This window comes from Mesorhizobium sp. NZP2234 (assembly GCF_013170765.1).
GTDB classification, from domain to species: domain Bacteria; phylum Pseudomonadota; class Alphaproteobacteria; order Rhizobiales; family Rhizobiaceae; genus Mesorhizobium; species Mesorhizobium loti_D.
On the sequence record NZ_CP033364.1, the window covers coordinates 2,287,389 to 2,306,870 of the forward strand.

Consider the following 19,482-nt stretch of genomic DNA (forward strand, 5'->3'; position numbering starts at 1 on the left):
TCAATCCTCGAGCGTACCCGACCTTGCGTCGGCGCTCTTCCTGTCGCCGACCAGCTTCAGAAGATCCTCGCCGGCGCGGATGATGCGGCGCGAGCGGCGGGTCAGGATGATGCCGTCCTGCGGCGCGAACACTTCCGTGCGGCCATCGGCTTCGCCCGGCGCGTGGACGATGGTGGCGAGGCGCGTGCCCCTGGCGACACGGTCGCCGGGCTTGACGTCATAGAGCACAGCACCCGCCCGGGGCGCGGGCATCATATCGATGTTTTCCAGGGGGGCCACGGTGCCGGTGAAGGGGCCGGGTGCGGGGAGCGCGCTGTCGGCGATCACGCCGCGCGCCACCAGCAGCCGGTAGAGGCCTTCGGCATCGGCTTTGGCCAGGACGCCATCGACATCGAGGATGCCGCGATACTCGACCGTGGTGGCGACACGGCGGTCGAACTTGGCCACATCGGCGGGAACGTTCTGGTACGGCATGATCGAAGCGCCCTCGAAGGTGCCGTCGGTATCCTCGCTCCACAGCACGACCGCATCGACGCCCATGGCTGCGGCGCAATCGGCCATGGCCGGCCACAGGCTGGTGTGGACGTAGAGATAGGCAAGACCTTCGTCATCGCAGTGCAGGTCGAGCACGATGTCGTGGCCCAGCGACAGCTGCACCAGGCGTGACTTCAGCCGCTGGTCGGCGCCGCCAAACGAGGTGTCCGGCAAGAGCTTGGCGTCGGGCGCCGCAAGCAGCGGAAAGCCGCGGTTGAAGTTGGTGCGGGTGCCCAGATGGAAGCGGCCCTGGTGCTCGCCGAAATGATATTGCGCGCGGCCGATCGGGTTGGCCCATGGCACGATGGTGATACTGCCCTTGATGCGGCCTTCGGCCTCCGCCTTGTTCAGCGCCGGCATCAGCGCGTCGATGGCGACGACGCCTGGCAGTTCACCGGCATGGAGTGCCGCCTGCAGATAGGCCGAGGGCGCCGCCTTGTCGCCGCCTGTGAAGCGGAATACCGGGAATTCGTAGGAAACGCCTTCGCTGTCACCGGCGATGCGTTCGATCGATTTCTGCATGACTTCCTCCATCAAGAGCAAGAAGACATGCCCATTTGAGGCTGTCGATGTCGATTGGTCCAGCCGGCCGCGCTATGGGCGCAAGCTTTCCATCCCTCTGACGGAAGAGAAGTCTATTCCGCGGCAGCCTGGAGCGGGACAGGCGCGCGCCGGTCCAATGCCTGCGACAGCACTGCCACGGTGACGGCCAGCAAGGCGAGCACCGCGCCGACCAGCGGCAGATTGGCGTAGGAAACGCCGGCCGACAGGGCCACGCCGCCAATCCAGGCGCCGCCGGCATTGCCGACATTGAAGGCGCCCTGGTTCAGCGTGGCGGCAAGGTTTGGCCCTTCCGAGGCCGCCTCGACGACGCGGATCTGCAGTGGCGGCACGACGACGAAGATGAGCAATCCCCACAGGAAGACGATGCCGACGGCCACACTTGCGATGGCGCCGAACTGCATGAAACCGACAAACAGCACCGCCATCAACAGCAGCGTGCCGATGACGGTCGGCATCAGCTTCCAGTCGGCCAGCCGCCCACCAATGATGTTGCCGATCGTCATGCCGGCGCCGAACAACAGGAGCACCCAGGTAACGGCGGAGGTCGACAGGCCGGACACGTCGGTCAGGTAGGGCTTGATGTAGGTGAACACGGCAAACAGGCTGGCCGAGGCCAGCGAGGCGATCAGCATCGCCAGCCAGACCTGCAACCTGCCGAGCACGCGCAACTCGCCGCGCAGGCCACCGCCGCTCGGCTCAGTGACATCGGACGGCACCAGCCAGGCGATGGCCGCGACCGAGATCAGACCGATGCCGACCACGGCGATGAATGTGGAGCGCCAGCCGAACGCTTCGCCAAGGGCTGTGCCGGCGGGAACGCCCAGAATGTTCGAAAGCGTCAGGCCGGCGAACATCAGCGCCATGGCGCTGGCGCGCTTGTTGCGCGGCACCAGGCTCGCGGCAACGACCGAGCCGATGCCGAAGAAGGCGCCGTGCCCAAAAGCGGTGAAGACACGCGCCGCCATCAGCGTCCAATAATCAGGCGCGATGGCGCAAAACAGATTGCCGACGACGAATGAAGCCGTCAGCCCGACCAGCACCGGCTTGCGCGGCAGATGCGCGGTGGCCATGGCGACGATCGGTGCCCCGAAGACGACGCCCAAGGCATAGCCCGTGACCAGCAGGCCGGCCGACGGGATCGACACGCGAAGGTCGGCGGCGACCTCCGGCAGCAGGCCCATGATGACGAACTCGGTGGTGCCGATGCAGAAAGACGCAATGGCAAGCGCAAGGATCGGCAAGGGCATGGGACGTCCAGACTGAATCGGTTCAATTTTTAGTCTGCGCGAGGAGCCGTGCCGGGCGCAATGTATATTGCTGCATTGCAGCGATGCAGAAAGCGTGGAGCAGATTGAAACGAGGCGCCGCAGCGCCTCGTTGGTGATCAGCCTTGGGGGAACAAGCTTTTCCCGATCATGGCGCCTTCGGCAAGGCATAGGCGATGATGTAATCGCCACGATCGGGTGACTGACGCGCGCCACCCGCCGACACCACGACGAACTGGCGGCCGCTTTCGGGCGAGGTGTAGGTCATCGGCGTTGCCTGCGCGCCGACCGGCAGGCGGCCTTTCCAAAGCTCCTCGCCGGTGGCGACGTCGATGGCGCGCAGATAGTAGTCCTGTGTGCCGGCATAGAAGACGAGCCCGCCCGCCGTCGTCACAGGGCCGCCGAGCGACGGCATGCCGATCGGGATCCGCAGGCCGGTCTTCATCTCGAGCGGGCCGGTGTCCTGCAGCGTGCCGGCCGGAATCTGCCAGACGAGTTTTCGCGTGTTCAGGTCGATGGCGCTGATCGTGCCGTAGGGCGGCTGGTGGCAGGGCACGCCGAGCGGCGACATGAAGCCGTTCTTGAGCGCGCCATACGGCGTGCCGAGCTGGGTGCCCAGACCGTCATGCGCCGCCGAGGGGCCATAATTGTCGGCCACGGCGCGCGGCAGCAATTCGACGAATTGCGGCATGCGGATATCGTTGACGATCAGGTAGCCGTTGGCTTCGTCGATCGAGGCGCTGCCCCAGTTCATGCCGCCATAATAGCCGGGAAACTGCAGCGAACGCGTCGGACCTGGAGGGGTGAACTCGCCCTCGTAGCGCAGCTTCTTGAAGCCGATACGGCAATAGAGCTGGTCGAACGGGGTGGCGCCCCACATGCTGGCCTCGGTGAAAGGCTGATCGCCGATCGAAGGCATGCCGACCGAATAGGGCTGGGTCGGCGACAGGAAATCCTCCTTGGCGCCGCCATCCTGCGGCACCGGCTTTTCCTGCACCTCGGCGATCGCCTTGCCGTCGCGGCGGTCGAGCATGAAGATCTGGCCGCGCTTGGTGACCTGGATCAGCGCCGGTACCTTTCCGCCCTTGCCGTCGGGCACGTCATAGAGCGCCGGCTGCGAGGGAAGGTCATAATCCCACAGGTCATGATGCACGGTCTGGAATTTCCAGCGCTCACGGCCGGTGGCGATGTCGAGCGCGACGACCGAAGCGGTGTAATCCTCCGCCGCCTTGCTGCGCTCGGCGCCGAAGAAGTCGGGCGTGGCGTTGCCGGTCGGCAAATAGACGAGGCCGAGCGCGTCGTCATAGCTCGGCGTCGACCACACGTTGGGCGTGCCGCGCGTGTAGCTCTGGCCTTCCGGCGGCAGTTTGGTGATCGCCGGATTGCCGAGGTCCCAGGCCCATACCAACTCGCCTGTCCTGGCGTTGAAGGCCCTGACGGCGCCGGACGGCTCGCCGGTCTCGACATTGTCCCAGACCCAGCCGCCGACCATGATCAGGTCGCGCATGACGGTGGGCGCCGACGTCTGGAAATAGAAACCGGCCTTCACCTCGCCCATGCCTTGCTTGAGGTCGACGGTGCCGCCCTGGCCGAAGTCGGCGCAGGGCTGGCCGGTCTTGGCATCGATCTCGATCAGCCGCGCATCGATGGTGGTCATGACGATGCGTCCGGCACAGACCGCTGGGGCGCCACTGGCCGCGGCTTCGGGCGCCGGCTCGTAGTAGCTGACGCCACGGCAGCGCTGCCACAGCGGCGCCGAAGCCTTCGGGTCGAATTTCCAGCGCGGCTCGCCGGTTTCGGCATTGAGCGCGTTGACGACATTTTTCGAGGAGCAGGTGTAGACCGTGTCGCCGATCTGCAGCGGCGTGTTCTGGTCCTCGGCGCCCTTGACCGGTATGTCGCCGGTGCGGAAGGTCCAGGCGACCTTGAGGTCCTTCACATTGTCCTTGTTGATCTGGCCGATCGGCGCATAGCGCGTACCGGCGGGCGTGCGGCCGTAATGGCGCCAGTCGGTGCTGGAGGCGGCCGCGGCAAGTGGCGGCGCTTCGCTGGCGGCGACCGTATCGCGGATCACGCCATGCGGCTGGAAGGCGTAGGCGGCGGTGGCGATCAGGCCGAGCACGAGGACACCGGCAACGGCGAACGGGCCGCGCTTGCCGCCGCCGGATGACGGGAACAGCGGCGCCAGCAGGAGGGCGATCACCGCCAGCACCGCTGGCGCGACCAGCCGCGGCACCAGCGGCCAGAAGTTCAGCCCAGCCTCCCACAATGCCCAGGCAATGGTGGCGAGGAAGATGAGGAGGTAGAGCCAGAAGCCCGCGCGCCGGCGCAAGGCGAAGAGGAAACCGGAAACGATGATGCCGGCGCCTGCCAGCGCGTAATACCAGGAGCCGCCAAGACCGATGAGCTGGACGCCGCCATAGAGCAGCGGCAGGCCGATGATCATCAGCACCAGGCCGAAAAGCACGAGCAGCCAGATGCCGCCAGAGCTGTTGGAATCTTGTTTCGACATATCGGTCCTCACGCTTTTCCGGGGCGGCGCCTCGCGGTCGCGGCGGCCGAACGGGCCGTCAGGGCGATCTTTGGAGCTCGGTCGTCGGCTTCCGGTTCTTGGCGATTGGGGCTTCGCCAGGGAAAAGAATTTTATCGCAACCTAATAAATAGCATGTTATCTTTTTCGCCATGCCCAAGCAAGACCCGGATCGTGCCAGATTTGGCCAACTGGTTATATCAGTCGCAAGGCTTTGGCGGCGCGCGGCCGACAAGGCGCTCGACGATTGCGGTCTGTCGCATGCCACCGCCATGCCACTGGTGATGCTGTCGCGGCTGGGTGACAATCGGCGCCAGGGTGTCCTCGCCGATCATCTCGGTTTCGAAGGGCCGTCCCTGGTGCGCATCGTCGACCTGCTGGTCGAGGAGGGGCTGGTGACGCGCACCGAGGATGCCGCCGACAGGCGGGCCAAGATCCTGTCGCTCACCGATGCGGGGCGCGGCCGTGTGACCGAGATCGAGCGCCTGCTGGCGGTGCTGCGCGCCGATCTGCTCAGTGATGTCGGTGACGACGAGCTGAAAGGGGCGCTGCTGCTGCTCGGCCGGCTGGAGACGAAGCTGAGCGGGCCGGATAGCGAATAGATTTCAGACCAGCGGCTTCAGTTCCTGCGCGATCGTGGGCAGCAGTTCCGACACGGTGGGGTGGATGTGCACCGCGCGGGCCAGAGTGTCGACGGACGCCTTGGCGTACATCAGGTCGAGCACGCAATGCACCGCCTCGTCGCCGCCCGGGCCGAGCACCGAGCAGCCGAGGATCTCGCGCGTGTCGGCATCGACAAGGATCTTCATGAACCCTTGCGTTTCGCCCTTTTCGACGGCACGGCCGACGCGCGTCATCGGCCGCTGGCCGACCAGCGCGCGGCGTCCGGATTTCCTTACGGCTGCCTCGGTCATGCCGCAGCGGCCGAGCGGCGGGTCGATGTAGAGCGCGTAAGCCTCGATGCGGTCGCTGACCTTGCGCGGATCATTGTCGAGCAGATTGGCGGCGACGATCTCGTAGTCGTTGTAGGAGGTATGGGTGAAAGCGCCCTTGCCGTTGCAGTCGCCCATCGCCCAGATGCCTGGCACGCTGGTGCGCAGCTGATCGTCGACGATGACGAAGCCACGCCTGTCAACCGCGACGCCGGCTTTGTCGAGGCCAAGATCGTCGGTGTTGGGGGTGCGTCCCAGCGCCAGCAGAACGTGAGAACCGACGGCCGGCTGCTTGCCGGCCGAGAAGGTCACCGCGATGTCGTTGCCTCGCTTGGCGAAGCCGATGCCGTCGGCGCCGGCATGGACCGCGATGCCTTCGTTCTCGAGGATCGACAGGATGGTGGCCGAGACGTCTTCGTCCTCGCGGCCGGTCAGGCGCGGGCTCTTCTCGATGACGGTGACGTCAGAGCCGAAACGACGGAACATCTGCGCGAATTCGAGCGAGATGTAGCTGCCGCCGACGACGATGAGATGGCGTGGCAGCACGTCGAGATCCATCATCGAGGAATTGGTCAGGTAGTCGATGTCGTTAATGCCGGGCAGGTCAGGCACCGAGGCACGGCCGCCGGTGTTCAGGAAGATCTTTTCGGCGGTCAGAACCTCGTCGCCGACGCGCACCGTGTTGGCGGATTCGAAGCGCGCATGGCCGCGATAGAGCGTGCAGCCTTTCATGCCGGCGATCCATGTTTCCAGATTGCCGCGGGCGTCGTTGGTCACCTTGTCCTTGCGCGCCTTGATCCGTTGATAATCCACACCGACAGGGCCACCGAGCGTGACGCCATAGTCGGCGGCACGCCTCGCCAGATGCGCGGCATAGGCGCTGGCGACCATGGTCTTGGTCGGCATGCAGCCCGTGTTGACGCAGGTGCCGCCGACCAGCTTGCGCTCGATCAGCGCCACGCTCATGCCAGCGGCGGCCAGGCGGCCCGCCAATGGCGACCCCGCCTGGCCGGCGCCGATGATGATGGCGTCGAAGGTCTTTGCGTTTAGGCTCTGGGCCGTCATGCCACCGCCGCCACGATCAGCAGGCCGCCGATGATCGCCACCGCGTCCTCGATGAAGGCGGCGGGCGGATCGTTGCCGAAGGCCGCCGCCAGCCGGCCGCGCGCTTCGGCGCCGCCCAACGTGCCGATGACCGCGCCGATGGCGCCGGCGATCAGGCCGCCTATGGTGGAACCGCCGGTCGCACCGATCACCGCGCCGCTGAAAGCACCAAGCAGGATGCGGGCACCGAACTGCTGCGGCACCTTGCGGCTTGGCGTCGACGGCAGCTGGTCGGCGACGAGCTCGACGATGGCCAGGATGGTGAAGATGCCGACGGCCGCCCAATGGCTCATGAAGCTCGCCCAGGTGCCGGCAACCGGCAGCCAGCCGAGATAGGCGCCCCAGGCGACGGCCGCCGGCGCGGTCATGGCGCGCAGGCCGGCAATGACGCCGATCAGAAGTGCAAGAAGCAAGAGCATGTTGATCCCCTCGATCATCGGCCAGAACGGCCTCGAAACGGCAGGCTACCATAGGTCCGATATTTGATCAGTACTCGGATTGATGCTTTTGTGCCGGCCGAACTCATGCATTTCAAAGACGTCGATGGGAGACCACGCCATGGCCAGAAGCGAGCGCGCGAAGATGGCGGCCGGCGAATGGTACACTTGCCTCGACGACGAGTTGGAGGCGCTGCGCGTCACGGCGCGCGAAGCCGTGTTCGAGCACAATTCATTGCCGCCAAAGCAGCGCGGCAATCTCGGGCCAGGCCTGAAGGCATTGCTCGGCGGGGTGGGCGAGGGCGCCCGCATCGAGGCGCCGTTCCACTGCGCCTATGGCTTCAACATCGTTCTCGATGATGGCGTCTTCCTCAATGCCGGCTGCATCATACTCGACACGGCAAGCGTGCGCATCGGCAAGGGAACGCTGCTTGGCCCCAATGTGCAGATCTATTGCGCCGAGCACCACAAGGAAGCCGCTGGGCGACAGGCGGGGCTTGAGATCGCCAGGCCGGTCGGGATCGGTGCCCATGCCTGGATCGGCGGCAGCGCCATCATCCTTGGCGGCGTCAGCATCGGTGAAGGCGCCATCGTCGGCGCCGGTGCCGTGGTGACGCGCGATGTGCCCGCGAACGAGACGGTGGTCGGCAATCCGGCGCGACCGGTCAAGCGTCGTTGACGTACACCGCGGGAAACCGGATCGTTGCCTCAAAACCATCCTGCCGGCCGGATGCTGGCGAGTTCACAGGACCAGCGTCGCATCGATCTGTTGCAGGATCTTGTTGACGATGGCCAATCCGAGGCCCGACCCCTCCGCACGAGTCGCGCCGCGTTCGTACCGTTTTGACCAAGCTCTCCGGGGCGGGAACCACCGGACCTTGGTTGATCACACTGAGCCGGGCGTCCTCGTCGATGCGCACGACAACCTCGCCGATGCCTGGTGGGGCGTGGCCTGGGTCGAGGACACGCACAAGATCCTGGGCAATGGTATTCTGGTGCTGATCGGGCTTCATGTCGGCGGCGTGCTGCTGGCCAGCCTGCGTCATCACGAGACTCTGGTTCGCGCCATGATCACGGGCGCAAGCGTGCGCCATCGTCGCAAGACGTTGCCTGATCCAGGCGGTTGGAATGCAAAGGCGCCGTATCGATACGGCGCCTTTGCCGTTCAGGATGAAAGGACGTGCGCCACGCGCGTGCCCTGATCGGCCCGCCTGGAAAACTCCCGCCGGTATTGCGCCGGCGATGTCCTCAGCCTCGCGGCGAAATGCTGGCGCAGCGATGTGGCGCTGCCGAAGCCGGCCTCGAAGGCCACGACATCCATCGATTTCTCCGTGGCTTCCAGCAACCGCTGCGCCAGTTCGATGCGCTGGCTGGTCAGCCAATCGCCAAAACTGGTGCCGATCGATTTCTGGAAGCGGCGGGTGAAGGTGCGCCGAGTGAGGCCGGCCAATTCGGCGACGCTGTCGAGGCTGTGCGTTTCGCCGAGCGTCGCGCGCACCGCGTCAAGCGCCTGGGTGAAGCGGTCGGCATTCGCGCTTCTTGCCACGGGGCGTTCGATGAACTGCGCCTGCCCGCCCTGCCGGTGCGGTGAGAGCACGACGTGCCGGGCGAGCCGCAGTGCCGCCTCCGCGCCATAGCGGGCACGCACGATATGCAGGCAGCAATCCAACCCGGCCGCGACCCCGGCGGAAGTGACGATATCGCCGTCATCGACATAGAGCACATCGGCATCGACCGAGATGTCGGGATGCAAGGCCTGCAACTGGTCCGTATAGGCCCAATGCGTGGTCGCCTTCCGGCCCGATAGCAGGCCGGCCGCGGCAATGGCAAAGGTGCCGAGGCACAGGCCGACGATCAACGCCCCGCGCCGGTGCGCGCGGCACAGCGCTTCTTTGATCGGCCTGGCCAGCGGGGCTTCGAGATCCTTCCAGCTCGGGATGATGACGATGTCGGCGTCGTCGAGCGCGGAGAGTCCATGTGGGACAAGGATACTCAGCCCGGCATCCGTCTCGATCATACCTGCCTCGGCCCCGCAGACGCGAAAATCAAAGCGCGGCAGGCCAAGTCTGGTGCGGTCGGCGCCGAACACCAGGCAAGGCACGGAGAGATGGAACGGACTGATGCCGTCGAAGGCGAGGACGGCAATGATCGGGGCGGTCATGGGCGTTTCCAGTGTGGGAAGCCTGATTGTCCCAATTCTTTCGAATGATGTCAATCGGGCCACTTTTGGCCGCTTGTCGACCGGTCTAATTTCAGCCCATCGCATTCAAGCCGGAAGGAAAACACCATGTCCGACAGAGCCAACACCACACCGCGCCGCGCACTCGTCGTCGTGGATGTCCAGAACGACTACGATGGCGGCAACCTGGCTATCCAGCATCCGCCGTTTCGCGACAGCGTCGTCAATGTCGCGCGCGCAATGGACGCCGCGGCCGCCGCCGGCATCAAGGTGGTTGTCATCAAGCAGATGGCCCCCGAGACGTCACCGATCTTCGCCAAGGGCAGCCATGGCGGCGAACTGCATCCGGAGATCGCCAGGCGCGGCCGCGACCATTATGTCGAGAAGATGCTGCCCTCGGCGTTCACCGGCACGGACCTCGAGGACTGGCTGCGCGCCAATGCCATCGATACGATCACGGTCGTCGGCTCCATGACGCATAATTGCGACCTGTCGACCATCATCCACGCCGTGCATATGGGGTTTGCCGTCGAGTTCCTGTCCGATGCGACAGGCTCGGTTCCCTATGCCAACAGCGCCGGCTATGCCTCGGCCGAGGAGATCCACCGCGTGGTCACGATCATTCTGCAGTCGCGCTTCGCCTCGGTGCTGAAGACCGCCGAATGGGCCGAGTGCCTGAAGACCGGTGTCCTCCCGGAGCGCGACACGATCCACGCCTCCAATCAGCGGGCGCTGGCGCGCAACGCCGCGTAGGACTATCCGCAAACAAAAAGGGCGCCGCATAGCCGCGGCGCCCTTTGCGATTTCGAATTGAAGGATTTTAGAACAAGCCTTCGATCTGGCCGGCCTCGTTGAGGAAGATCTTTTCCGAGGACGGCGCCTTGGGCAGGCCGGGCATGGTCATGACCTCGCCGCAGATGATGACGACGAAGCCGGCACCCGCCGAAAGCCTGACCTCGCGGACCGGCACGGTGTGGCCGGTCGGCGCGCCGCGCAGGTTCGGGTCGGTCGAGAAGGAGTACTGGGTCTTGGCCATGCAGACCGGCAGATTGCCGTAGCCGGCGTCTTCCCAGGCCTTGAGCTGGTCGCGCACCGACTTGTCGGCGATCGCCTCCGAGCCGCGATAGATGCGCTGGACGATGGTGTTGATCTTCTCGAACAGCGGCATGGCATCGGGATAGAGCGGCGCGAACTGCGAGGCACCGGATTCGGCAAGCGCCACCACCTTGTTGGCGAGGTCCTCGATGCCGGCCGAGCCCTTGGCCCAATGCTTGCACAGGATCGCCTCTTCGCCCATCGAGGCGACGTAGTCCTTCATCGCCTGGATTTCGGCGTCGGTATCGGAATAGAAGTGGTTGATGGCAACCACCGCCGGCACGCCGAACTGCCTGATGTTCTCGATGTGACGGCCGAGATTGGCGCAACCCTTCTTCACCGCCTCGATGTTTTCCTTGCCGAGGTCTTCCTTCTTGACGCCGCCATTCATCTTCATGGCGCGCACGGTGGCCACGATGACGGCCGCCGCCGGCTTGAGGCCGGCCTTGCGGCACTTGATGTCGAAGAATTTCTCGGCGCCAAGGTCGGCGCCGAAACCGGCTTCGGTGACGACATAGTCGGCGAGCTTCAGCGCCGTCGTGGTGGCGACGACCGAGTTGCACCCATGCGCGATGTTGGCGAACGGGCCGCCATGGACGAAGGCCGGGTTGTTCTCCAGCGTCTGCACCAGGTTCGGCTGCATGGCGTCCTTCAGAAGCACGGCCATGGCGCCGTCGGCCTTGAGGTCCCGGGCATAGACCGGCGACTTGTCGCGGCGGTAGGCGACGATGATGTCGCCGAGGCGCTTCTCAAGGTCCTTCAGGTCGGTGGCAAGGCACAGGATCGCCATGACTTCCGAAGCGACGGTGATGTCGAAGCCGGCCTCGCGCGGGAAACCGTTGGCGACGCCGCCGAGCGAGCAGATGATCTCGCGAAGCGCCCGGTCGTTCATGTCCATGACGCGGCGCCACACCACGCGGCGGGTGTCGATGCCGAGCTCATTGCCCCAGTAGATGTGGTTGTCGATCAGCGCCGAAAGCAGATTGTGCGCGGTGGTGATGGCATGGAAGTCGCCGGTGAAATGGAGGTTCATGTCCTCCATCGGCACCACCTGTGCGTAGCCGCCGCCCGCGGCACCGCCCTTGACGCCGAAATTCGGGCCAAGCGAGGCTTCGCGTATGCAGACGATCGCCTTCTTGCCGATGCGGTTGAGGCCGTCGCCGAGGCCGACCGTGGTGGTGGTCTTGCCTTCGCCGGCCGGGGTCGGGTTGATAGCGGTGACCAGGATCAGCTTGCCGTCCTTGTTGCCCTTCACCGACTTTATGAACTCGGCCGATATCTTGGCCTTGTCGTGGCCATAGGGCAGCAGGTGCTCGGTCGGGATGCCGATCTTCTGGCCGATCTCCTGGATCTGCTTTTTCTTGGCGGCGCGCGCGATCTCGATGTCGGACTTCACTTCGGCCATAACGGCTTTCCTCTGGATTGGACGGTGGAGGGGACGGGGTTGATCTCTATCGCAAGCAGGTTTGAACCGGGAGCGCGGGCATGTTCTAACCCTGTCGCTGCCGTGGCGTCAACTTTCATGCAACTATGTTTCCTATAGAGAAAATTCCTCTGCGGTCGGCCGACCTGCTCTCGGTTCCTTCTGGCTCCGCTTGCCGCGCCGTATAGAAGCCAGAGCAGGGGCGCTTCCGCCGTCTCAAAACAGCCGCACAATGCACGGAATGCGACAGAAGCGACGGCGCAAATTCGCCATCGCCGGGCGAACGCTACTGTGTCAGCACGTTGCTGATTTCGACCATGTTGGAGCGCACGCGCAGGATGTAGAAGCCCATCGTCGTCAGATGCGTGGGCAGCAGCCAGCCATCCTCGCGGCCATTGGCGATGATGAAGGGCTGGATGCGCAGGGCCGAGACGAATTGCGCGTCCATCGTGTCCCACAGGCTCTGCAGGTGCTTTTCCTTGATGACGTCCTCGAAATCGGCCTGGGCGCCCTTCATCAGTCCGTAGTAGGCATATAGCTGGCCGTAGGCGAACCAGTAACGGTCGTCGGCGCGGGTGTCGAACCAGCCATTGTTGTGGTTCTCGGCGCGCTCCTTGAGGATGGCCGAGGTGGAGCCGATGTCCGAAGCGATGCGGTCGATATACTGCTTCAGATTGTCGGCGCGGGCATCGAAGGTGGCCTGGCAGGTGGCCAGCCGTGCGTTGAACGAGCGCAGCTTGCGCACCGCGTCACGATAATAGCTCGGCGTCGGCGTCTTCGGACCGAACGGGCTCACGCCGAAATACCAGGTGTATTCGTCGAACTGCAGATTGCCGCGCGCATCCTGCAGGTCGGCATCGATCTGCGAGGTCGTGCGCACGCGGCCGAGATTGTCGGCAAGCTCGGTCGCCGTGCGCCGCACCGCCTGGTTGATGCCACGCTGGAACGAGGCCTTGTTGTCCATCCACGGCGTGTTGTCCCAGTCGATGCCGAACAGGCCAAGCTTGTAGAGGATCATCGACGAGATCCAGGCATTCTGGTTGACGTTGAAGTCGGTCAGGTCCGCCGCCACCTGGGCGATGCCCGAGTTGCCGCAAGTCTTGGCCGTGTCGGTGCCGGTGCCCGCGGCCACCTGCTCACCGGCGGAAACATTGCGCTTCTCGAAAGTGTAGGTGTCCGGATAGTCGGGGTTGAAATTGTTCCACCACTGGGTGGCGTAGAAGAAGTTGGCGTAGAGGCCGATCAAGACCAGCAGGGCCAGGCCGACCATCGCCTTGAGGATCCAGCCGCGCTGCGCGTACCAGCGCCCGGCCCACAGGAACGGCCACAGGATGACGCCGATCAAAAGGCCGATGCCGCGGCCGATCCATTGGAAAATCCGGACGAAGAAGTTCACGATCGGATCGAGCATGGCTGTGTCACCCCTCAGCATGATGCCAAAAAGTTGCAGACTTTTTGGATGACATCATGCGCCAAAACAATAAGTCAGAACGAAATGACGGGTTCATTTCGTTCTAGTCAGTCAGGCCGTAGAGGCGTGTGCGAAACGCCACCTTGTCCTTCAAATATGTGGTTTTCAGAACGTCCACAACATGCGATCGCCAGGCGTCGCTGAAGCCCTCATAGTCCTTGTAGAAGCCCTGCTTGTTGAAGATATAGCGCGAGACGAAGTCGGTCGGCACGAAATCCGAGATCAGCCGGTTGGTCAGCCAGGCGTCGGGATGGTCCGGCTTGGCACGGATCACCAGGAAGCGCTGTTGCGGGAACACATCCTCGATCTTGAGATGGCCAAGCTGGGCGATTTCGCGCTTGGCGGCGTTGAGGAAGGGAAAGTTGCCGTCCCTGGTGATCAGGTCTGCGTGGCTCTGGATCCAGGTCTGCAGCCAGACCTTGTCGACATCGGTCAGATTGCGGTTCGGCTCGGCGTCGCGAATCAGCGCACGCACCACCATCTCAGCCCGGTGCTCGAGATAGCCGGACGCCTCGATCCAGGAGGCGCGCGGCAACTCGATGCGGCCGGTGCTGGCCAGGAACTTGAACACCTTGTCGGCGTCGTTGATCGAGAGATAGCTCACCTGCCACGGCCGCGAGCGGCGGAAGCCCGGCGCGGCGGGATCGCTGATCACCGTCGTCATGTCGGGATCGACGAACACGTAGAGCCCGCCAAAATGGCTGGTCCAGTAGGCGTTGTGGCGGAAGATCACCTGGTCGGGCACCAGCGCGTTCTCGCGGATATCGCCGCAGACCTTCGCCAGGTCCACCATGCGGGTCAGCATGGCATTGTCGCGCCAGGCATCCGGCTCCTGCTTCAGCCGGTCGACCAGCTTGCCGAGTTCGGCGGCCTTGCCCAGCACATCCTCCGCCGACAGCACCTTGAACTCGACCTGGTTGATCGACAGCAAGTCCTCAATGTCGTTGACCTTGGGAACGGAGTCTTCGATCTCGCCGTAGATGACGTCCTTGATGGTCAGCGCGTCGATGGCACGCTGGTTCTTGGACATGAACTCGAACATCAGCTGCGAGGTGTTGGAGAAGGCGGTGTGCACCACCGGCAGGTCGATCTGCGACGGCGTCAGGATGATGAAGCGGCGATTGACCTCGTTGGGGTCGAGATAATCATAGTCGCCGCATTCCTCGGCCACTTCGGGCGAGAAGCCCGTGCGGTCGATCTGGAAACTCTTCAGCCTGGTCGGCTTGAGGCCGAAGGCGGCCAGCGCTTTGTTGTAGCGCTGGATGAGATGCGGCTCGTCGACGGGCAGCAGCCGGCCGTAGATCAGCTCGTTGTCGCGAAGGAGGTCGGGTTTTTTGCTCACCTTTCCTTCTCCCCGCTTACGGGGAGAAGGTGCCCGAAGGACGGATGAGGGGCGCGGTCTTCCCTTCTCCCCTTGTGGGAGAAGGTGGATCGGCGCGTAGCGCCGAGACGGATGAGGGGTGCGCCACAGAGTACCGTCGGCGCCAAGCTGGAACACCCCTCATCCGTCGCCTTCGGCGACACCTTCTCCCACAAGGGGAGAAGGGAAGGCGGGCTCACCTCACGCATTCCACAGCCCCTTCTTCTTCATCTCCTCCATCTCGCGCGCGGCTCGTTCGCGCAGGCGGGCGTCGCGCAGCAGCTTTTCCACGGCGGCGTCGTCGGACTTGTCGGAATAGCGGAACTCGCTGTCGGCGTAGCGGTTGATCTCCTGCATGACCATGTCCATCGAGAACGGACCGCGCAGTTCCTCGATCATGGCCTTCTTCTCGTCGTAGCCCTTGTGCATGAAGGCTTCCGGCTTCTCGAACCAGTCGTCGGGAAGCTCGATGTCCATGGCGCGCATCTTGATGGCGTCGGTGACGTTCTTGATGGCGCGACCGGTGAAGCGTGGCTCGGCATCCTTGATCAGGTGCAAGTAGGTGCCGATGTCGGCCATCGTCTTGGGCGCGCCATTTTCCTTCATGTAGCGCTCATAGACCTTCATCAGCCCGTCTTCCCGCGGCTTCTCGTGTTCCTCATAAGCCTCGGTAACGGCGCGCTGGATCTCCTGCGCGGCGTAGAGTTCGTGATCGCCGAGCGGTATCTTGTGGTTCTTGCCGGCGAGCAGCACGAAAATGTCGATATAGTCGTCGCGGGTCTGCGGTCCGTCGACCAGCCAGCGGGCGCCGGCGCGCTGGCGCAGCGCATCATCGACGTTTTCGGGATAGTTGGAGAACATGCCGAACGAGCAGTTGCCGCGCACCACCGTAGCCGCGCCGGCGAAGGCATCCATCAAGACGCCGGTGATCTCCTGCTGGCCGGCCGAGGCGCGGTCGTCGGAGCGGCGTGCCGCCACCTGGTCGATGTCGTCGATGGTGCCGAAGCCGATGACGCGCGGGTTCAAGACATTGTTGATGAACTGGCGGCAGTTCTGGCCTGACTTGCCCTGGTAGGACGAGATCTGGTCGACGCCGAAATTCTCATAGGCGAAAGGATAGCCGGCGACCTGGCAGTAGCCGTTGACGAGACCGGCGGTCATCTGGATAAGCGTCGTCTTGCCGGTGCCGGGCGCGCCGTCGCCGATGAAGGTGAACAGGAAGCCGCCGAGCTCGACGAACGGGTTCAACTCGCGCTCGAAATCATAGGCCATCAGCATCTTGGCAAGCTTGACCGACTGGTACTTGGCGATGTGGTTGCCGACGACCTCTTCGGGCTTCTTGAAGGTCATCACCAGCGGCTTGGAGCGCTTGCCCGGCGCGACGTCGAAGCCGTCGAGGGTGAAGTCGTCGGCGTCGATGCGGATATGGGCGTTCTCGAACGGGCCGATGCCGTCGAAGCGGCCTTTGCGGGCCAGCAACCCGTCGATGGCGACGCGGGCGAAGGCGCGTGCCCGCGTCACCAGGTCGGCATCGTCCTTCGAGCCCGCTATCGCCTTGTCGAGGCCGGCCAGGATCGACTTCACCGCATCCTGCGGCGTGTCGAACAGAAAATCCGGCTCGGGGATGTCGTTGGGCGCCTCGCCGTCGCTGTCGATAAGCTGGAACAGATAGGAGGCGAGGCTGAAAGCCGAGATGTAGGCCGAGGCCGACAGGAGTTTCTTGAAGGCCGACGCCTCGTCGCCCTCGAGCGGGGCGCGGGTGTTTTTCGCCTGCAGGCTTTCGAGGTCTGACCCCTCGGCGAAGACATCCGATATCGCGAGCGCGATTGCCGCGCCGCGCCGGGCGCGGAACAGAAGCGTATGCTGCGGGATGGTGAGCAACTGGTCGTCGGGATGGACGGCGCCAACGGTCTTCGACAGCTCGACCTCGCGCGTGCGGCGTACCGAGCCGACCGAGACGGTGGAGACGAAGCGGCGGTTGGTGCCGGCCAATGCCGTGCCGGATTCGCGCGAAGGATCCTCCAGCACGACGATGCGGGTGATGAAGCTCTGCGCGGTGGCGCGGTGCTTCTCGATAGCCGCTTCCGGGATGGTGGTCAGGCCGGTGTCCATGAAGGATGCTCCGTGGTGTTACGGTCAGACGTCTGAGATGACCTGCCCATTGGACAGGATGTGAACCTTGTAGCCGCCGAAGATCTTCTGTGCCTCGCCGGCGGCGTAGAGCGCCTGGTAGGCCTCGTGCGGGATCAGCGCGTGGTTCTCGTAACTCGACACGCCCTGGCGCGCGGCTTCCAGGTCATCGGTGTTGATGAAGAATTCCTGCGTCGTCTTTTCGCTGGAAAACAGCCCCTTGCGGCCGGGCTTCTCGCCCTTGGAGTAGACCTCCTGGATGGTCCAGGTCAGCAGCCAGGCGTTTTCCGGTTTGCGCACCTTGGCCAGCACCTCGGTCACCGTCGAATTGTTGTCGGTAATGCCCGCGGAATAGAAGGGGCCGAGCACGACACGGCGCAACTGCTTGGGGTGCAGGGGTTCGAAATCCTTGTCGAGGTTGACCGCGATCGTCGCCGGCGACAGCGTGTAGGCGGAATTCTTCTCGGTGAAATCGTCGAAACGGTGCGCAAGCTCGGGATTGAGCAGGCCGTCGACCGGCAGCGGGATGTCGACCTTTTCGTTGAGCTTGCCGTCCCGGTCGACGAGCTGGCGGATCATGCTTTCAGAAGAATCCTCCACCGTCACCATGTAGACCAGCGGCAGGTTGGCGCTGCCGTCGAAGGTGGCCCAATGGACGAGATAATAGGGCCGTGCCGTCTTCGGGTTGACGGAGACCTTGGCGGTCTGCGCCAGGGTGAAGGGACCGAAGGTCTGCTCGCTCCTGACGTCCTCGAGGTAGAGCCGCTCGGCCATCGACTTCTGCAACGCCTCGGGGAATTCCTTGTGGCGCAGGATGAAGTCGGCCATCTCCTCGCGCAGCTCGCCGGCCAACGGGATGTTGGCAAGGCGCGCATCAGCCTGCCGGCGGTCGTTCTCCAGTTCGAGCAGGTTCTGGAACACCGGGAAACCGCTTTCGGCGCGCGAAATGCGGAACGTGTCCATGAAGCCCAGCCGGTTGCGCCAACAGGAGAAGGACTTGTCGAGCCGGGCGATATATTCGGCAACGATCTTGGCGACGATGCCGTGCCGGTAGAGCGGCGAGCGGTCGTCGCGCATGAACACTTCAAGGCCGCTGAGCGCGGCCGTTATTGCCGAGAAATACCGCGCCGCCGCGTCGTTTTCGGGGGTCATGCTGTCAGCCCTGGGATTGTCGCACCGGTGCGCGCGGCAATTATGACTGCACGTAGTTGGCCGAATTGTGCTTCTTCAGCACCTCGTCGAAGCGGCGGGCAAAGGCGTCGTCGGCGAGCTTCTTGCGGCGCTGGATATCGGCGCTGGCGACCATGTTCTTCTCATGCATCTCGAGCAGGTCGCCGATGTGCTTCTGCGAGGCGGCACCGATGCCGGCCATGGTTTCTTCCGCCGTATTGTCGACCTGACTGCCCAGCGTGTTGATCTTGTGGGCGACGTCCTGTTGGGCCGCGGTCTTCAGCGAATCTTCCAGCGCCTTGTAGAGCACGATGCGCTGCTCGGTATCGATGGTCAGCTTGTTGATCAGCGTCGACTGCGCGGCGATCTGGTTGTTAAGCGAATCGACGAAAGTCTGGAACATCGAGGTATAGCGCTCCAGCGTCTGGCTTTCGGCGAGCAGTTCCTGCTCCTTGGCCTGCTTCTCATTGTATTCGGTGGCGAGCTTGGAGCGTTCGCCCTCGAGCTGCGTGCGGTCCTTCTGGCTGGTCGAGGCGGCGATCTTGTTCTCGATGTCGAGCAGCATCGGGTTGAGTTCCTCGATGCGCTTCTGCACGGCTTCGAGGTTGGTCATGGTGGTCTTGCGGCGCTCGATCACCTGCGACAGGCTCGTCTCGGAAGTCTTGTAGCGCTGGTCGAGAACCTCTTTCTGCGCCTTCAGGATGCCGACGATGGTGTCGGACTTGGCGAGAAGTTCCTGCAGGTTGCCGGCCAGCGACATGTTGCGCACGCGGTCAGTGCGCAGGCGCTGTTTGCGCTGGCTGGAGAAGACGCCGACGAAGTTCTCCCAGCCGGTATAGTTCTTCATGCTCTCGAACTCGGCGCCAAAGACGTTGGTGGCGTCCTCAAGGCCAATGATCAGGTCGGCGATGTTGCCTTCCATCACCTTCTGCTGCTTCAGCACATCCTCGATGCGGGCGTTCTCGATGTCGAAATTGGCGTCGCCGATCTTCTTGTCGGCGGTGGCGAGTGTGTCGAGCACGGTGCCGGACTGCTCGATCTTGGTTCGCATGTCCTGGACGACCTGCTTGGTCTTGGCAATTTCGGCGTCGAAATTCTGCAATGTCGCCATAGGGGCCTCCCGCATCGGCTTCCGGTCGCTGGTTGCGAACAGCGGCGAATATATGTGGGGCTTCCGGGGATTGAAAGACGTGAAGACAAGGGTCGCATGAAAACAAAGGAATCCGCCAAGGCCTTGAAAGACAATGCACGTGGGGTCATGGCGTGATTAGCCGGTCCGTCGGGGCTG

At 64.0% G+C, this 19,482-nt stretch carries 15 protein-coding genes and 1 pseudogene; 4 read left to right on the forward strand and 12 right to left on the reverse strand.

Going from position 1 to position 19,482, the window contains the following annotated elements; genetic code table 11:
• From EB230_RS11195 to EB230_RS11205, 3 genes are all read right to left on the reverse strand, one after another.
• Positions 1-1,056, reverse strand: coding sequence for a succinylglutamate desuccinylase/aspartoacylase family protein (locus EB230_RS11195; protein ID WP_056578365.1), 1,056 nt, complete (start codon positions 1,054-1,056; stop codon positions 1-3).
• A gap of 113 nt (positions 1,057-1,169) precedes the next feature.
• Positions 1,170-2,345 (reverse strand): MFS transporter, encoded by a 1,176-nt coding sequence (locus EB230_RS11200; RefSeq protein ID WP_065005141.1) that lies wholly within the window; start codon positions 2,343-2,345, stop codon positions 1,170-1,172.
• Positions 2,346-2,511: 166 nt separating this feature from the next.
• On the reverse strand, positions 2,512-4,875 hold the full coding sequence (locus EB230_RS11205) for a membrane-bound PQQ-dependent dehydrogenase, glucose/quinate/shikimate family (protein ID WP_056578079.1): 2,364 nt from the start codon (positions 4,873-4,875) through the stop codon (positions 2,512-2,514).
• A gap of 170 nt (positions 4,876-5,045) precedes the next feature.
• On the opposite strand from EB230_RS11205, the gene EB230_RS11210 reads away from it, so the two are divergent.
• The gene (locus EB230_RS11210; RefSeq protein WP_056578077.1) at positions 5,046-5,495 is read left to right on the forward strand and encodes a MarR family transcriptional regulator; all 450 of its coding nucleotides are present in this window, start codon (positions 5,046-5,048) and stop codon (positions 5,493-5,495) included.
• A gap of 3 nt (positions 5,496-5,498) precedes the next feature.
• On the opposite strand, the gene EB230_RS11215 is transcribed toward EB230_RS11210, so the two are convergent.
• Complete coding sequence (locus tag EB230_RS11215) at positions 5,499-6,890, reverse strand: FAD-containing oxidoreductase (protein WP_172372307.1); 1,392 nt, start codon at positions 6,888-6,890, stop codon at positions 5,499-5,501.
• Entirely contained in the window at positions 6,887-7,348 is a 462-nt protein-coding gene (locus tag EB230_RS11220; RefSeq protein ID WP_172372308.1) for a DUF4126 domain-containing protein, read from the reverse strand. Before EB230_RS11220 ends, EB230_RS11215 begins: the two co-directional genes overlap by 4 nt.
• A gap of 139 nt (positions 7,349-7,487) precedes the next feature.
• Between EB230_RS11220 and EB230_RS11225 the strand changes: the two genes are divergently transcribed.
• Both EB230_RS11225 and EB230_RS11230 read left to right on the forward strand, forming a co-directional pair.
• Entirely contained in the window at positions 7,488-8,045 is a 558-nt protein-coding gene (locus EB230_RS11225) for a sugar O-acetyltransferase (RefSeq protein ID WP_056578073.1), read from the forward strand.
• Between the two features lie 253 nt (positions 8,046-8,298).
• A pseudogene (locus EB230_RS11230) lies at positions 8,299-8,445 on the forward strand (cytochrome b/b6 domain-containing protein); the annotation flags it as partial.
• An 86-nt stretch (positions 8,446-8,531) separates the two neighbouring features.
• Here EB230_RS11230 and EB230_RS11235 read toward each other — a convergent pair.
• Entirely contained in the window at positions 8,532-9,527 is a 996-nt protein-coding gene (locus tag EB230_RS11235) for a helix-turn-helix domain-containing protein (RefSeq protein WP_056578070.1), read from the reverse strand.
• Positions 9,528-9,653: 126 nt separating this feature from the next.
• On the opposite strand from EB230_RS11235, the gene EB230_RS11240 reads away from it, so the two are divergent.
• Positions 9,654-10,298 carry a cysteine hydrolase family protein gene (locus EB230_RS11240; protein WP_172372309.1) on the forward strand — a complete coding sequence of 215 codons (645 nt, stop codon included), beginning with the start codon at positions 9,654-9,656 and terminating at the stop codon, positions 10,296-10,298.
• 67 nt (positions 10,299-10,365) lie between these two features.
• Here the strand turns inward: EB230_RS11240 and EB230_RS11245 are convergent, their stop codons facing one another.
• The 6 genes from EB230_RS11245 to EB230_RS11270 form a co-directional block, all read right to left on the reverse strand.
• The gene (locus EB230_RS11245; protein ID WP_056578065.1) at positions 10,366-12,045 is read right to left on the reverse strand and encodes a formate--tetrahydrofolate ligase; all 1,680 of its coding nucleotides are present in this window, start codon (positions 12,043-12,045) and stop codon (positions 10,366-10,368) included.
• Between the two features lie 304 nt (positions 12,046-12,349).
• Positions 12,350-13,474, reverse strand: coding sequence for a DUF2333 family protein (locus EB230_RS11250; RefSeq protein ID WP_056578063.1), 1,125 nt, complete (start codon positions 13,472-13,474; stop codon positions 12,350-12,352).
• A 103-nt stretch (positions 13,475-13,577) separates the two neighbouring features.
• On the reverse strand, positions 13,578-14,876 hold the full coding sequence (locus tag EB230_RS11255; protein WP_172372310.1) for a DUF6638 family protein: 1,299 nt from the start codon (positions 14,874-14,876) through the stop codon (positions 13,578-13,580).
• Between the two features lie 219 nt (positions 14,877-15,095).
• Positions 15,096-17,006: an AAA family ATPase gene (locus EB230_RS11260; protein WP_172372311.1), complete on the reverse strand. Its 1,911-nt coding sequence runs from the start codon at positions 17,004-17,006 to the stop codon at positions 15,096-15,098.
• A gap of 24 nt (positions 17,007-17,030) precedes the next feature.
• A complete protein-coding gene (locus EB230_RS11265) occupies positions 17,031-18,176 on the reverse strand; it encodes a hypothetical protein (RefSeq protein WP_056578058.1) in 1,146 nt (381 codons plus the stop codon).
• A 40-nt stretch (positions 18,177-18,216) separates the two neighbouring features.
• Positions 18,217-19,305 (reverse strand): hypothetical protein, encoded by a 1,089-nt coding sequence (locus EB230_RS11270; RefSeq protein WP_056578056.1) that lies wholly within the window; start codon positions 19,303-19,305, stop codon positions 18,217-18,219.
• Positions 19,306-19,482 lie beyond the last annotated feature (177 nt).